This window comes from Chryseobacterium mulctrae, assembly GCF_006175945.1.
Taxonomy (GTDB): Bacteria; Bacteroidota; Bacteroidia; order Flavobacteriales; family Weeksellaceae; genus Chryseobacterium; species Chryseobacterium mulctrae.
In genome coordinates, this window is sequence record NZ_VAJL01000001.1 from 1,999,931 (window position 1) to 2,016,187 (window position 16,257).

The following is a 16,257-nucleotide window of genomic DNA, read 5'->3' on the forward strand; positions in this document are numbered from 1 at the left end:
CTTTTTTATCCTCAATGCGTCAAGTTTTGACGTATTGCACCCCTACATTTGTTTTCTAAAGAAACTAAAAATATGGACAAAATAACCTTACAGAGAATAGAAAAATTACATCCTTTTGTGAGGGAGGAAGTAAAACAAATCATCAAAGAATGTGATGAAGCATTAACCGGAAAAGCCAAAATAAGAATTACTCAGGGACTTCGAAGTTTTGAGGAGCAGGAAAAACTCTATGCTATCGGAAGAATTACAAACGGAAAAAAAGTAACGAACGCCAAAGCCGGGCAGAGCATTCACAATTACGGATTAGCCGTTGATATCTGTTTAATTATTGACAGAAAAACAGCAAGTTGGGACACCGCAAAAGACTGGGACAATGACCAAGTTGCCGACTGGTACGAATGCGTAAAAATTTTCGCAAAACACGGTTGGGATTGGGGCGGAAACTGGAAAACTTTTAAAGACCTTCCCCACTTTGAAAAGAAGAATTTCCTGACTAAAAAAGGTTTGGTAAAAACGAGTTGGAGAGCGCTTGCAAAGCTGAAAAGGGATGATAATGGATATGTGGTTTTTTAAAAAATCATACGTCGAGTTTTGGCGTTGTGAGAGAATAGTTTTGTAAAAACCAAAAGAATTAAAATTATGAAACAATTTAACGATGAATGGAGTGATAATTTATCCGAATTTAAAATGCTTTCTTTTGAAGAAGTGAGCAATGGGTTCGAAGGAAATAAAAATCCTTTACAAGGTATAAAAAATCCAGAAAGTGCAGAATATAAAGATGATGAATATATTAATCTTAAAAATCTTTTAGACAGCATTAGGCTCGCTTACAGAAATGGAAGTAAAATGCAATATACATTTGCAGAATATTTCAATGATACACCACAAATGTACATTGTGGATGATAACAAGAACCATATTGACATTTCAGCAAAAATCGCATTAAAAAATGGCTCTATAAAAGTTTCTCAAAATCTCGGAAATGACAAACCTTTTATGGAAGTATTTTTTGATAGTAAAAGGCGCTTAACCTATTCCCTTTCTTTTTGTTACTCAGGATCTAGACAAGTCGCAATAATGCTAAGAACATATAGCTTTAAAGAATATAGAAATCTATTACTTTATTTGGGTTACGGAGATGTGGAAACCGATTATGATGCATCCAAGTTTTTTATCAAAGAATTTACTGACTTTCTAAATGACACTAAAAATACCGCAGATTATTTATACAAAGTATATGCAGATTTGCCAAAAAGTTTTATCGTACATATACATCTTACTACTGAAAAAGTTGTAGAGCATCTCAGAATTCTTACAGATGTGGATGATACAGGCTGGTTTAGCTGGACAAAAGATACAAGTTCTTTATTAATTACAGTATTGGCAATGTTTCGGAATTATGACAAAGTAGTAGATTATCTAAATGAAAATCCAAAATTCGTTAATGAAATTTATGATAATCTTGATGGGCATTCTGAAATTTTGGGACAGCCAATTTCTAACCGTATACTATTTGCATCCACCTTAAATTTGTTTACGCAACAAGATCAAGATGCAAAAACAAAAATTACCAATGTTCTCACCAGTTACGGTAATTACTATATTGAATCAAATATTTTGGAGCTAAATGATACTCTTAATACCATTAAAGGGATTGTCAGTTTCGATTGGGATTTTGATTATAAAGATGCTATTTTCTTACAACAGAAAAGAACGGTAGCAAAAACTAGAGAACGTCCACTTATAGGACAAGACGGAGAGCCAATAAATGATATTTCAACAGATGAAACAATTACTGTAGAGGAGAATGTAGATCCAGGTTATTTCTACAATCCAATGAGTCCGGTGACCTATTTCGATAAAGAAGGAAATTCACATTTAGTGACTGCACTATTTATAAAAGCGATTGCCGATGAGAAAGAATGGGCAAAAGTGATGCATCATATCCGTATTGGTGGGGATATTTTGGCTATAATCGCAGGGTTTATGACAATGGGATTAACTGCTGAGTTTTCTGTATTGGCTATTGCAGATATAGGTTTGGCGGGTATAGATTTGGCTCTGATGAATGAAGACGTGCAAAAGTGGTTATCTGATCAAGGTTCTGCAGGAAAATGGTTTGTAGAAAACTGGGATTTAATCTATGCTTTTGTAGGTGCTGGAATAATGAGCATTGTAATAATGGAAGGTATTCTTACACATGGCCCTGCACTTTTGAGAAGATTGAAAAATCTTAAAGACATAAAAGGAAATTATCTTATTTTTACAAGGCAGCTGGAAAAACTGATTATCGAGCTCGACGCCTACAAAGCCAGAACAGCAACCAATGTCATAGAAGAAGTAGTAATTACGGCTAAGAAGAATGCATTGTTAGAGAAGCTTTTAAAACCATTTTTAAGCTCTGATGCCAATCTAGAATACATTATAGAGCAACTAGCTAAAAGAAAAATCTCTGTAAAAAAAGCAGGAGATAATCTTTATGAAATTTATTATAATGGTAAACTGGTTACAGCTACAGATGCCAATGAAGCTGGGGCTTTTCTGAAAGATAATTTTTGGAAAACGGAAAGACAATTACAAAAAGAGATTGATAAAGTAAAAACAAAGGAAAAACCTTTAGGAGGTAAAGGTCCTTTAGGAAAAGGAGAGGTAATTGGAAAATACAGTAAAAGACCTTTTAATCCTGACAAAGCAGGAGGTAAAATTCTTAATCTTTCTTGGAAAAATGCAGAAATTACTAAAAAAGGTATTGAGATTGTTAAAAAGCATTTGAGTAGATTTGAAGATATACAATGTAATAGAACAATGATTAAACGCCTTGAGGATATTATAAGTGGGGACATAAAAGCTACAGATTGGGATAAACGTTTTTACACACATGAAATGAGAGAATTTCAAAGATATAAAGCTCTTGGACATGAATCTACATTACAAAAAGAGATTGTTGATGGAGGAGATGTTTGGAATAACACGCATACAGCTACCCTTGAAGACTATCGAATTACTGACCAGGATAATTTTGGACAATCAAATTTATACCATCCAGAAATTTCTGATATAGATTTTATTTCAGATGCCGACAGAAAATTATTAGGATATTAACTCAAAAAAATATTAACATGTTATTAAAAGTATTAAAAGTATTAAAAGTATTAGAATTAATAAATAAAGGAAGTGGAAAAATTGCACTAAATAATTTAGAGATTTTATCAAATAAAGATATTGGAGAGCCTTTATTAGGTGGATATTTCATTCAGTTATTAAAAGATATGAAGCAAAGAAAACTTATTAAATCTGATGAGAATGGATGGTATTATTCTATTACTGAAAAAGGCTTAGATTACTTACAAGAGCACTATGAAGATTAGTTTTAATAAACTCTTTCTAATTTTTAGAAGCAGTTATTTTTGAATCATGACAAAAACTAAGTTGTTATTTAATAATCATTTTTAAGCTCTGATGCCAATCTAGAATACACTATAGAGCAACTTTCAAAAAGAAAAATCTCAGTAAAAAAAGCAGGAGATAATCTTTATGAAATTTATTATAATGGTAAATTGGTTACAGCTACAGATGTCAATGAAGCTGGGGCTTTTCTGAAAGATAATTTTTGGAAGACAGAGAAGCAATTGCAAAGTGAGATTGAAAAGATACTAAAGGAAAACAAGCTGATTGGGTAAAGTTTTTTGATGATTTAGGAGGTAAAATACTTTCTAAAGTAGAAATAGAAAAACTAAGAATTTTACTTTCAAAAAAGGGAATACATATGATAGTGGAAACAGACACAGCCCAGATAAAATCTTTGTTTAAACCATCAGATGGTTTTAATTCGGCGGATGAGCTTTTTAAAACTTTAAAAGAAGAGGAGATTATTGGTGGTGCTTTTAGTAGTGAAGTTATGCAGGTCATTTTCACAAAAAATCCATCTGAACTTACGGTTTTTCATGAAATGATGCATGTACAACATTTTGAGGAAATTGGTAGATTAAAATATCTTGCGGAAGATACATTGGTAAAAGAGGCTTATGTCTGGAAAAAAATATACGCAACAAAAGAACGATGGACACTAAAAGAATTACAAGTAAGTTTAGATTATATAAATGATATTAGGGAAAGGTTTAATTTACAACCATTAAATAGTAAAATAAAATGATACATACAGAACAACAAATAAGAGAAAAAGCTAAAAAAATAATATCTGACCTAAATAATGATGGTAAATATTTTAAACCGGATTGTATAGAGTCTATTGTTTTTAGTGAAAATAAGCAGCTTTTAAAGTCTGGAGAAGAAATTGAGGGTGTTTGGCTAATTTATCTAAAAGTATTATTTAAAAATATAGATATATTAACTCTTTCTGATGAAACAGCTGAACCCATTTTTATTCGTCGCTTTACCTATCAAGTCCAAGAGATTAAAAAAGATAATGCCGGAAATTACCATGTTTAAAAAAATAGAATAATTGAACATACAAAAAACAATCTGCAAAGTAAAAATACTTTGCAGTTTTTATTCTAAGTTATTTATTCAAAATAAAACACGTCAAGTTCTGTCGCTTCCTACTCCTATCTTTATTCTACCAAAATAACAGTAGAAAAATGAAAAAGACAACCCTACTTTCTTTAGATGGAGGCGGAATAAGAGGCATCATCACCTGTATTATTTTACGTTACATAGAAGAGCAGATTCAGATTCATGATAAGCCGAGCGCAAAGCTTGGAGATTATTTTGATCTGGTTGCAGGAAGCAGCACCGGAGCATTAATTGCAGCGATTATTTTGTGTCCCGACGAACATAGAAAAGCAAAATATTCTATTCAGAAAGGTTTGGAATTGTATTCTGAAAAAGGTGGCGATATCTTTCAGGTTTCTTTTTGGGAAAAACTGATCAACCCATTTGGACTGCTGAATGAAAAAATTTCTCAGGAAGCTTTAGAAAAAAACCTCAACGAATTTTTTGGAAATTTAGAATTAAAAGAACTGATAAAACCCTGCTTAATAACAAGCTATGACATAGAAAACAGAAGAGCAAAATTATTCAACTCCTGGAAAGCCCATTTAATCACCGATAATTTTTATGTAAAAGATGTTTGCAGAGCGACTTCAGCGGCACCAACTTATTTTACTCCGGTTCAGATAAAATCGATGTACGGACAGATTTTCAGCTTAATTGATGGCGGAATGTTTGCCAATAATCCGGCACTTTGTGCTTACGCAGAAGCAAGAAAAGTTCCTTTTGCTGAAGTTTTGAAAAATCATCAGAAAGCCAATTATCCGATCGTGAATGACATGATTATTATTTCAATTGGAACCGGAATTGAATCGAAAAAATATCCGTTCAAAAAAATGGAAAAAGCAGGAAAACTCGGTTGGGTAACACCGATTATTGATATTCTGATGTCTGCCAATGCAGAAACGGTAGATTATCAGCTTTGCCAGATGTTTAATACTTTAGGATTAAGAAATCAGAAAAACTATTATCGACTAAATCCTTCGTTGAAAAACGCTTCTCCTGCGATGGATAATGTAAGAAGATCTAATATTGAGAATTTAATTCAGGCAGGATTGAGCTATATTGATGACAACAGAGAAGTTTTAAACCAAATTGTGCAGAAATTAATTAGAAATAAAATATAAGCTCTTAAGATTATAATTGATTAATATAAGCTTATTCTATTATAATTAAAAAATAAAATTTTAGAGTTTAAAACACGTCAAGTTTTGTCGCTCCCCGCTCTTATCTTTACAGTATAAACAAAGACACAAAAGCAAATCTTAAAAACTTTCAAAGCCATTTGAATTCGACATTACACAATGCTGAACAGCTCAAAACATGTTCAAAATCAATCCAAAAATCAAAAACACAAAACATGGAAACACCCAATCATAATTCTGATATTGTTTTTAATGAAGATCTCTATACGATTACTTGGGCCGACATCGAAAACGTAGAAATAGATTACGAAAATTACCTCGATGATATTGAAAATTTCTTCAGAGAAGATTTTGAAAATGATATTCTTGAGGAAGAATTTGATACTAAAAAAGATGAAATTTAATTTCAAATACGTCAAGTTCTGTCGCCATGAGCTCTTACATTTAGTATAATAACCATACACAACTCATCATATCAATTTTCACGAACAAATCTTTGAATTTAGCATCGCCAAAATGTTGAACAGCCAGAGATATGCTTAAAAACATCAACCAAAAAAACACAAAATGAATCTTCCTATTAAAAATAAAGGTGGAAATCCGTTGCCGGAAACCACCTTAAAAAATAAGGCTAAAACCTGAAGCTGATCTAATAAAAAGAAGTTTCAAAATTTTAATCTTAAAAACCTTAACAAAAATAATAAAAATGGAAGAAAATGAAGAATTTGACTCTGATTTTAATCCTGAAGATATTCCTAATATCTGAAGAGTTTTGGAATTACATGGAAAATTACTGGCACAGTAATCGAGAATTTCCAGAAAGTACAGAAGCTTCTCTGAATAGAAAAGCAGACTTAGTTGACGGGAAAGTCCCTTCGTCACAGCTCCCCAGTTATGTAGATGACGTACTCGAATATGATACTTTTGAAAGCTTACCCAGCTCCGGCGAAAAAGGAAAAATATATGTAATAACGAATAACAATACTCAATTCAGATGGAGTGGCTCGGAATATATTCAGCTTAATTCTGATGAGTATTTTATGACTACGAATACAAAGCAAAATGTCACAGGAAAAAAGTTTTTTATAACATCAGGTGGAAATAGAGATGAAAACAATACATTAGTAATTGCATCATTAGATCACTCACTTCCAGGAGTAACTTTCTATAAGCATGATCATGAATCGGGAAATATCAATTTTAACGAAAATGGATTTAATTTTGTAAATGGTCAAGCATCAGACTATATTAATACCAACGCAAAAGGATTCAAAAAATCAAATTCAAATGATGATTATATTTTAACTGGTGGTGGTGGACACAAGCCAATTTCAGACTTTGCTACAACAGCTAATCTGAGTGATTATGTTACAACGAATACACCACAAGGTATATTTGCAGATAAAACATTTGCTCCAACATCAGAAGTTAGTTTTTTAGGAAGTGATGTAAATCATGTTAATGTATATAGGTCAGCAGGTGTTTACAGTATAGTTTCAGGACATGAATATACACATTATGATACAAAATGGTTAGTAGGTAATAAAAGAGGTGGTAGTACAGATAATATAGGCTATTCTTTCCAATTCTCTTCAAATGATGGTGCAACTTATGATGAAAAAGTTTTAATACAACCTGATGGTAATATACTAACATCTAATTTTGGTTCTGCAAGTGATTGGAATGCTAAAGTAAGTCAAAGTCAATTAGCTGGTTATGTAAGAACAACAGTGAACCAAAATATTGATGGAATTAAAGGTTTTACTGGTGCCTATACAAGATGGTCGTTAAATGATGATGATAATAATGCAATTGGCTTTGTACAGTCACTGCCTAATCAATTTAATATAGGTACATTAAATAATAAAAATGTTGTTATTTATAAAAACTCTGTTGAAAAGATTATAGTAGAAGATTTATTAACTACTTTCTATACTAATTTATCTATACCAAATGCTATTCAAAATGACCATGCTGTTAACTTAGGTCAAATGTATGATTATACTACAACTAATTATCTACCTCTATCAGGTGGTACTATGCTTGGTATATTGCATTTAAATCAAGGTTTAGTTTTAAATGACCCAAGTGTACCTCAAGATTGGAGTATATACCAAACGAATACAGGTATTAATTTTTATGTTACAGGAGGTAATACACAAGGTGATGTTGTTACATTTACTCAAGAAGGGTACGTACAAGCAAGTAGATTTACAAAAAAAGGTTCAAGTAATGATTATTTACTTTTAGGTGGTGGTGGTGATAAGGCTATTTCAGATTTTGCTACATCAGTACAATTAGGAAACTATTTACCCTTATCTGGTGGTACTTTAACAAGTGGTGGTAAAATTGATGAAAGAGGTAATATTATTGTACAACAAGGTGAAGTAGGTGGTTATGCAACAGGAATGTTTTGGCAGTCTATTGATGATACTCAAAATATATCAGGTATTGGTACACTTACACTTAATGGAGGTTTTGAATATTCATACATTGGATGGGGTAAAAGTCCTTGGCAGACACAGAATTCATTAGCAATATCAGATAGCAGATTTACTTATAAAAATCAAAATATATGGCATGAAGGTAATTTCAATCCTAATGATTATGCTGGTGCTGTAGGTAATGCCACAGCTATTGGTTTCATAGCAGGTTTAGAAAAAGCACCTTATATTTATCATTCAACAGCAGGTAATGTAAGATTAGCAAGATATGACTGGATACTATCACAAAATTATTTGAATATAACTCAAGCTGATGGAAGATATGTTCAAAGAGAAGATTCTTCAATTATAGGCGTTGGGTTTACAGGTAATAGTGAATTTAGACCTTATTTTAAACATTCAATAGCTGGCTCAATTGAACTTGCACCTAAAGAATATGTTCAAAATATTATTTTAAGCAGAGTACTTTCAGAAAATGGTGCTTTAGCATTAGGCTTTGTTGGTGGTACATCTGATACACCTTATGTTAAACATTTAAATGGAACAGAAATAAGAGTTGCTACAGAAGCCTGGTCTTTATCTCAAGCTAGGGAGATTTCACAAGAGACAAGTGCGTCATTATTCTTAACAAGAACCACAAATGATTCAAATGAATATGATTTAGTAGAATATGGCAGTCCACAAATAACAAATATAGTTTGTAAAGGTAGTGGCGGTTATAGTTTAGACATTAATCACTTTGAAATCGGAATGACAGTTAAGATTAGTAATACAACCGATAATGATATAAATATAAACTTTAATAGTGGAGCTACTAATACAGCTTTAGAAAAGATCAGTTGGGCAGAATTTCACCTAGACTCTGATGGTGATATAATTAGAACAGATGCTACTCAAGCAAAAATAATTTAACGAAAACAATAATTAGCATAAAGGCAAAAGATTAATAGAAAGGTATTTACAAAAGCGCTCAGATACTAATTTAAAAATTGTTTTCTATTATTTCACGTCAAATTTTGTCGCCTTCAGACATTAATATTGTGTTCACAATAAATCGTTTCCCCTATCTATGATTAAGAATTTGAGTGGATATTTCATAGCCTTACACCACTTAAAAAAATAACGCTATCCTGGGAAGAATCCTAAGAAAAAGAGCTTCCAAATTTTAATCTTAAAAACCAAACAATTTTAAAATGTCAACAAATTTAAACACAAATAACTCTTCGCAAACGCTATTCAGATTTGCAGCAATGAGAAATCCAGAACTTTCTGATCCAAAAAACAAAGAAAGAAGATTTATCTTCAGAAGCTTACAAGCAAAAAATACGAGTAAGATTGATCCCAATGTAACATCCTCAACTGATTTAAAATCACTCTTTAAGAATCCTTCAGCAATCAATCTCACTGTACACACTGAAGGTTCTTTAAAAACTCTTTATCCTGACTTTTACGATTTTGCAGTTTGGGTGGCAAGAAATAAATCGACAGCAACTAAACAAGAGTTCGACGTACAAATTGAAATTTGCAGAACTTTAGGTGTCTTAACCGTCACCGATGTACTTTGGGATAATCTTAGTTATCAAGTAGTTACCCAAAAAGATTTTTATGCAAAAGAACTGATTATGCAGTATCTGCATTTAGCTCATATTCTTGATAATTATGATGGCTCCGAAGAGTCTTTTGAGGACATGAAGAGAGCAAAAGTAGTTTTACCAAAAGAACTATTTAAGGTATCTCCTACAAATTCCAATGGAATATCAACATCCCCTGCAACACAGAGAATGATTTTCAATGATCGAGCAATGAAATTTGCAGAAGCTACTGTAATTCTTAAAGAAAATGAGGATCTTAAAAACTCTTTATCAAAATTAGAAAAAATATACAGAAAAAACTATGATAAAGTATATACAGAAGCTTATACTCAATATGAAAGGGAATTAAAACCCATTATTGAGTCTGTTCGAAAAAATTCGGCTGAAGCAGATAGAAAAAAATCAATTTTAGAAAACAGAATCAACTACCTTACCCAGCTTAGCGTCGCCAATCCTGAAAAATTTTATGCAAACAGTGAATTGGATATGGAACTTCATCGTATCAAAGATGAAATCATGAAAATAACGGTTCCTGATGTAGAAATGCCGGAATTTGATTTCAGTTTTGAAACTCCGGAGATTGATGCTGTGCAATTAGGCAGAACCTTAAAATCACAAGATCAAAACTCATTAAATAGATTATTTGGAGAAACTAGCCTTATAGAAGCTCTAGCCGAAGTTACTTCATTTGAAGAATTGAATCAGTATATTACTCAAAATAATCAGGCTTTACAGCAAACGATATTGAATAATACAGTTCTTGACCAGCAGGTTTCTGCCACAATTGGAGGAGTTGTAATTCCAGTTACTACCAATTCGTCTACATCAGGATATCTCCCTTTTAGTATTAAAACATATGCAAGAAGCACAACGGAGTGGAGTCTGATATTGGCATTTAGCGATACAATAGACTTGGTTTCTGCACAATATAAAGCTACAGTAAACAATACCGAGATTTCATCAACCAGCCTTTCTTCTTTAGGTGGAGGATCATACCTTTTGTTTGATATGCCTAAAATTTTAACTTCTCAAACTAATATAGTTGAGATGTTTGTTCTCGAAGGTAAATTTACATCAGCTAATGGTACTGTTTACGATTTTAATGTTACATTGTTTGTTGATCCTAATGATTTAGACAGAACAACAAAACAAAATCATTTCCGTGGCGCAGACGGATGTTTGCCAGTTGAAAATCCACCAAAACCACAAGAACCAGAGAATCCAGGAACTCCTGCAACGCCAATAGAAATAAGTACATTTATTCCCTCAGGATTTGGAATGAAAAATATTGGTGTCGCAGATTATTTAAAAGTAGAGCAAAGTACATACTGTTACGTAGAAGGAGATGTTGCCCATATCGAAAATATCATGGCTCGTGAATATAAAGAGCGTTCTACCAGAAGATTAAATTCTGCAGGAATCTAAAGATTTTTCTGTACAAGCCGGAGCCTATGCAAATTGGGGAGTGAATGATAACAAGTTTGGAATTACGGCCAACGCAAATTATGCCACTCATAACTCCAAAGAAGAAAGCAACAGACTGGCTGTAACTGAAGCAAAAGATATTACAGCAAGAGCTTTAGACAGAATTGTTACAAAGGTAAAAGAAGAACGTATTGACAAAGTTTTAGAAGAATACGAAGAAAATAACAAACACGGTTTCGACAATACCAAAGGAAGCAACCATGTTGTAGGTGTTTACAGGTGGGTAGACAAAGTTGTGAAAAACCAAATTTACAACTATGGTAAACGTATGATGTTTGAGTTTATGATTCCCGAACCAGCAAAACTGCATACTTTAGGAATTAAAATGATTGATACATCAGAAAAATTGGTTAAACCTATTGATCCAAGAGAATCTTCAGTTCATAAATTGGATAATTTTTCTTCTCTAGGAGATGAGACAAAATTAAAATATTGGTTGAGCAAATTTAATGTGGAAATTGGAGAAAAGCCATTAGAATTCTTTTCTATTGGAAAATCTCTCAGTGGACAAACAGGCCCGCATATCTCAGAAATTGAATTTTATAGTATAAAGGATGAAATTCAAATACCAGAAGGTTATATTGCAAAAGGAGGATTAGCTAGTTTTTCAGCTGCTTCTGATGGTGATGGTGCAAATGTAAACTTGCTTTTAGGAGATCTTCATTACCATTTTGGGCCAGGTTATTGGGGCCAAGCGGCCGTTGGAGGTAGAAAGACTTTTTCAAAACCTTACTCTAAATCTATACCTATTTCATCTACTGGATTCAATGAGTTCTCTGGTACATCAAACTTTGTTATTGATGTTGAATTAACTCAAGAAGCTAAAAATGCATGGTTACAAACAGCATTTAACAAAATTATCGAAGCATATAATGTTGAATTGGATAAATACAACCAGGCTTTAGCAGAAGCAAAAGCTTTAGGTGTACAGATCAAAGGATCAAATCCTGGTTTCTACAGAAAAATTGAGAATACAATTTTAAGAAGAAACTGTATTTCTTATATGATTAATCAAGATCCTACAACTGATCTCACTTTCGGTAAAAACAAATATTATAATACCAATAATGCTACAGAAAGCTTTACCAATACCGAAATTAAGTTAGATTCTGGTTTAGATCAGTATGCAGCTTTTGTGAAGTTTATGGAACAGGCATTCGAATGGGATATTATGAGCTATTATTTTTATCCTTACTATTGGGGTAGTAGAAATAACTGGGATAAAATGTATCAGTTTGATGATAACGACCCAACATTCAGAGCATTTATGCAGTCAGGAATGGCGAGAGTAATTGTTACCGTAAGACCAGGATTTGAAGAAGCTGTAAGACATTTCCTAGCAACCGGACAAATCTGGAACGGTGGTGAAGTTCCTGTAATCGACGACCCATTATTCTTATCAATTGTAGACGAAATGCGTTCTGCATTAGGTAAAAAACAAGGCGAACCGTGGAGAGAGAAAATCCCTACTTCACTAACAATTCTTCAGGCAGATTCTATCGGTTTGAAAGTAGAAAAAGCTTTGCCTTGCAACTGTGAACCGGGAGTGAAATTTGATGATCAGCTAGGTGAAATGTGCGCAACTAATTTTGAACTGAACAATAATCAGATTGGTCAGTCTGCAGATAAATGGATTGAAGTTAGTTTTGACAATTTAGATTCCGGCTACTCCAGATATTCCAGAGTTGAACAAATGGATTTTCCCAGAATCTATGAATGTCTAAACAATACAATTACAATTGACAAAGACGCATCATGGCTACCCACCGATTCAACAATTAAAATTCACAAAGTATTAGCTGATGAAATTTCCTCAATTGAAGGGATTGAAGCTTACACCTTAGGAAATGATGGTATTACTTTTAGAGTAAATATAAGTAAAATTCCAACTTTTACTTTCAAAAAGCCAGGGCAAACAGACGAATATGATTTGTTCAAATTTTCAGTCGACTTAAGTAATTCTACATTGAAAATTATGTCTCCCGAATATAATTGCTATGGAGATATAAGAATTCTGGACAAAGACGGGCAAGTTATTCCTCAAGCAGAATATTTAGACAAAGTGCCTTTAAGCAAGTTCTTGGTATAATTTAAAACTAAATTTCAAACAATGAGTCAGGTAAAACCTGAGTCTATTTGGCAGCACGACAAAGTGCTGCCTTATATTCTCACATCCTTAAAGGACAAGATTAATGACATTGCTACAGTTGAAAAAATTATCATTTTTGGCAGCAGAGGAAGGCTTCCTGTGGAACGTTGGAACGAATTGGAAGGAAAAGATTGGGATATTCTGATACAGGCAAGATGCAAGGTGAAAAATGCAGGAATTTTAGTAAATAAAAATTATCATTTAGATCTTTTGGTATTGGATGCAGCGCAAACACATCAGTTTTGCCAAAACAGAACAGTTAAAGAGATTTTCCCTGTAAATGAATTGGAATGTTTAATAACTAAAAACACAGAAAATGAGTGATTTTAAAAATATTGTTGAATTTTTTAGACTTAATAGAAAATCAGAAGAAGCAAATAAAATAAATTCAGAAAACAATAAAAAAACATTAACCATACTGGAAACAAAAGAAGATTATGAAATAAATACTCAGGATTACAATGGTCTGAAGCTTTTACGAGATATTTTCCAAAATTTTGCAGCAACCGAGGTTTTTATATTAAATAATTTTTCAGGCAAAGAATTTTATGTAAAAACAAATGCAGGGACATATTTTAATTTAGCTACTGAACAAATCAACACAAATATTACACCGCTAGATTTGTATGCAGTTTCTTTAGAAGATTTCCCTGCTGAGATTTACTTCTATGACATAGTAAAAAATTGTGTTGTTTTTGATATGTTTTTGATAAAAAATATACAGATTTTTCCTGAAAGTATTCGATATGATCCACATTCTGATTTTTTTGAAGATTTCAGCCATCAAGAAACCTTGAGCTACAGTTATAATACTCATAAAACTTGGGTATATGATTTTGTCAGTCTTCTTATTCCAAATAATGATCCGGAAGGAGATCCTTTTGCAAAGCAAGTTTCTGATAGTGATGTATCTGTCACACAAATAAGAATAACACAAGTTATTGATATAATTCCTGTCATAAAAGAATCAATGGGAAAATATTTTGTCTATTATAATCTATATAAGAAAGATGACAGAAAAATTGTTCCTTTTTATCAGAATAGAAATCATTTTTCTGACGAAAGCATTCCTGTAATCACGTTAATATTCAACAGTTTGGGAGCTTTTATGTCTTATTTTAATGATACTATTTTTAGTCAGACAGAAAATTTTACTATTGGTAAAAGAAAAACTTTTCTTAATCAGTACTATGAAATTGTCGTTCTTCCTTTGATAAGAAATTTAGAAAGTAAATCGACATTTTCGTATTATGATGCGCTACAGGCTTTATACTATCTTCCTGAAAGTCTTTTCTATATGCTTCCTGAAGGATTCTTATGGACATTTTTTGAGAAAGCAATTGCTAACGATAGTTTTACAAATAAGCCTTATTCTAAAGAAGAAGATATTTTCCTTAAAATATTGAAAGTATTAGCATCAACAGAAAAGAATGCTGTTTTACTTATAGAAAAACTAAGTAAGAATGTAAGTGATAATAATCCTCAAATGCTTTTGGAGTTCTTTTATGAAAGAATACATGGTGGTAATTTTATAGAGTTTGCAGACATAATAAATAAAGCTTGGAGGAAAACAAGTTTTGTAGATTCTAGCTCAAAAACCAACTCCAAATTTACTTCTACTAACGGACCTAAGCATTTGCCTTATCATTCCGAAAAATTAGCAGGTTTCTTTTTTAGTAATCTTTCGGCAAGTTTTGAAGATAATCCTAATGATAAAAAAGAACGATTTTTACAGTTTAAATTTGATACTGGGAAAACAAGAAAAGTTAATAAGGTAGAGCCTAAATCAGGTTTAACATATCAAGAAGATGAAGAAATCATTGATTACTACTATTATCATCCTTTCTATCCTGTGAAAATAAAAAATGCAGATGAAGATAATCAAGATCAGGAAACGGCTATAAAATTGGATGCCATTGTGCCTGCGTTTATGCTGTTTGCGAATTCTAATCAACAGTTTTGGCATAATGTGATAAAATCCGGAGAATATGCACTTGATATTGGGGTAATTGCATTAAGTTTCGGTACCCTGTCAGGATTAGCAGCAGCCGAAGTTATCAGTGCTTTAGCTGTTGCGCGTGGAATAGGTGCTACAGCAGCAATCACAAGCTCTGTTGCCAATCTGATACTAAAATTGGCAAATGCAGAAGAGTCAGCTCTTGGAAGATCGTTTATAGAGTATTTATTTTGGATAGAAATGTTATCTTTGAGTGGAGAACTTACCCTTGCAATTAGAAATGGTCTTAAACGTTCCGCTACTAAGCTTGTAGGTAAAGAAGAAGATTTTGCTAAGCTGGAAAAGCAGTTGGATGAAGTTATAGTTGAAGAAAATGGAGTAAGACGAAAATTAACAGAATCAGAGAAAAAAAAGATTCGTGATGAGCTTAGGATAAAAGCCGGAATGGCTGAAGACATTGATAAGTACATTAAAATGTCTGCAGAAGAGTTTGAAGAGGGACTACAAAAACTTCTTGCAATTAAGATTACTCCAGAAAATGCTATGAAATATCTTGATCAAGCCTTAATTTATTTTAATCATCATGTAGTAAATGGAATAGTTGTACAGATTGCTGATAGGAACTGTGTAAATGTTGTGCAAGCTGTAGAAGATTTCTTAAGAACAGGTAAAATAATAGTGGCTAAATCATCAGAAGCGCAAGAACTTATTGTTTTGAGCAATAAATATGGAGGTACTTTTTTAACTGTAAAAATAGACTCAATTAAAAATCCTAATTATTTTAAAGTTGGAGAGAGAGGAATTTTATATTGTGAAAGAGGAGCTGATGATTATGATCATGTATTATCTGTTTTTATGACAAAAGAAGGATTGATCTTTAAAGATGCTCAATCTGAATTACAAGAGTTTGCTGTAGAAGAGTATTTAAAAAAAGAATATAAGAATTTTAAACTATTAAAAACAAAGAAAAATTAAT

The 16,257-nt window shown here is 32.3% G+C and carries 12 protein-coding genes; all 12 read left to right on the forward strand.

Annotation, left to right across the window (positions count from 1 at the left end):
* Positions 1-72 precede the first annotated feature (72 nt).
* The 12 genes from FDY99_RS08985 (at position 73) to FDY99_RS09040 (ending at position 16,256) form a co-directional block, all read left to right on the forward strand.
* On the forward strand, positions 73-573 hold the full coding sequence (locus FDY99_RS08985) for a M15 family metallopeptidase (protein ID WP_139420845.1): 501 nt from the start codon (positions 73-75) through the stop codon (positions 571-573).
* A gap of 66 nt (positions 574-639) precedes the next feature.
* The gene (locus FDY99_RS23195; RefSeq protein ID WP_185148722.1) at positions 640-3,102 is read left to right on the forward strand and encodes a hypothetical protein; all 2,463 of its coding nucleotides are present in this window, start codon (positions 640-642) and stop codon (positions 3,100-3,102) included.
* Between the two features lie 17 nt (positions 3,103-3,119).
* Positions 3,120-3,368 carry a hypothetical protein gene (locus FDY99_RS08995; RefSeq protein WP_139420847.1) on the forward strand — a complete coding sequence of 83 codons (249 nt, stop codon included), beginning with the start codon at positions 3,120-3,122 and terminating at the stop codon, positions 3,366-3,368.
* Between the two features lie 398 nt (positions 3,369-3,766).
* Positions 3,767-4,153: a zincin-like metallopeptidase toxin domain-containing protein gene (locus FDY99_RS09000; protein WP_139420849.1), complete on the forward strand. Its 387-nt coding sequence runs from the start codon at positions 3,767-3,769 to the stop codon at positions 4,151-4,153.
* Positions 4,150-4,449, forward strand: coding sequence for a hypothetical protein (locus FDY99_RS09005; RefSeq protein WP_139420851.1), 300 nt, complete (start codon positions 4,150-4,152; stop codon positions 4,447-4,449). Before FDY99_RS09000 ends, FDY99_RS09005 begins: the two co-directional genes overlap by 4 nt.
* 149 nt (positions 4,450-4,598) lie before the next feature.
* Entirely contained in the window at positions 4,599-5,636 is a 1,038-nt protein-coding gene (locus FDY99_RS09010) for a patatin-like phospholipase family protein (RefSeq protein ID WP_139420853.1), read from the forward strand.
* Positions 5,637-5,869: 233 nt separating this feature from the next.
* Positions 5,870-6,058: a hypothetical protein gene (locus FDY99_RS09015; RefSeq protein ID WP_139420855.1), complete on the forward strand. Its 189-nt coding sequence runs from the start codon at positions 5,870-5,872 to the stop codon at positions 6,056-6,058.
* A 312-nt stretch (positions 6,059-6,370) separates the two neighbouring features.
* Complete coding sequence (locus FDY99_RS09020) at positions 6,371-9,010, forward strand: hypothetical protein (protein WP_139420857.1); 2,640 nt, start codon at positions 6,371-6,373, stop codon at positions 9,008-9,010.
* Positions 9,011-9,291: 281 nt separating this feature from the next.
* Positions 9,292-11,115: a hypothetical protein gene (locus FDY99_RS09025; protein WP_139420859.1), complete on the forward strand. Its 1,824-nt coding sequence runs from the start codon at positions 9,292-9,294 to the stop codon at positions 11,113-11,115.
* A 40-nt stretch (positions 11,116-11,155) separates the two neighbouring features.
* The gene (locus FDY99_RS09030) at positions 11,156-13,264 is read left to right on the forward strand and encodes a hypothetical protein (RefSeq protein WP_139420861.1); all 2,109 of its coding nucleotides are present in this window, start codon (positions 11,156-11,158) and stop codon (positions 13,262-13,264) included.
* Between the two features lie 21 nt (positions 13,265-13,285).
* Complete coding sequence (locus FDY99_RS09035) at positions 13,286-13,648, forward strand: hypothetical protein (protein ID WP_139420863.1); 363 nt, start codon at positions 13,286-13,288, stop codon at positions 13,646-13,648.
* Positions 13,641-16,256, forward strand: coding sequence for a hypothetical protein (locus tag FDY99_RS09040; RefSeq protein WP_139420865.1), 2,616 nt, complete (start codon positions 13,641-13,643; stop codon positions 16,254-16,256). Before FDY99_RS09035 ends, FDY99_RS09040 begins: the two co-directional genes overlap by 8 nt.
* The last annotated feature ends 1 nt before the right edge of the window (position 16,257 follow it).

Coding starts and splice junctions, on each gene's coding strand:
- FDY99_RS08985 (WP_139420845.1), top strand. CDS start 73: ATGGACAAAATAACCTTACAGAGAATAGAAAAATTACATCCTTTTGTG.
- FDY99_RS23195 (WP_185148722.1), top strand. CDS start 640: ATGAAACAATTTAACGATGAATGGAGTGATAATTTATCCGAATTTAAA.
- FDY99_RS08995 (WP_139420847.1), top strand. CDS start 3,120: ATGTTATTAAAAGTATTAAAAGTATTAAAAGTATTAGAATTAATAAAT.
- FDY99_RS09000 (WP_139420849.1), top strand. CDS start 3,767: ATGATAGTGGAAACAGACACAGCCCAGATAAAATCTTTGTTTAAACCA.
- FDY99_RS09005 (WP_139420851.1), top strand. CDS start 4,150: ATGATACATACAGAACAACAAATAAGAGAAAAAGCTAAAAAAATAATA.
- FDY99_RS09010 (WP_139420853.1), top strand. CDS start 4,599: ATGAAAAAGACAACCCTACTTTCTTTAGATGGAGGCGGAATAAGAGGC.
- FDY99_RS09015 (WP_139420855.1), top strand. CDS start 5,870: ATGGAAACACCCAATCATAATTCTGATATTGTTTTTAATGAAGATCTC.
- FDY99_RS09020 (WP_139420857.1), top strand. CDS start 6,371: ATGAAGAATTTGACTCTGATTTTAATCCTGAAGATATTCCTAATATCT.
- FDY99_RS09025 (WP_139420859.1), top strand. CDS start 9,292: ATGTCAACAAATTTAAACACAAATAACTCTTCGCAAACGCTATTCAGA.
- FDY99_RS09035 (WP_139420863.1), top strand. CDS start 13,286: ATGAGTCAGGTAAAACCTGAGTCTATTTGGCAGCACGACAAAGTGCTG.
- FDY99_RS09040 (WP_139420865.1), top strand. CDS start 13,641: ATGAGTGATTTTAAAAATATTGTTGAATTTTTTAGACTTAATAGAAAA.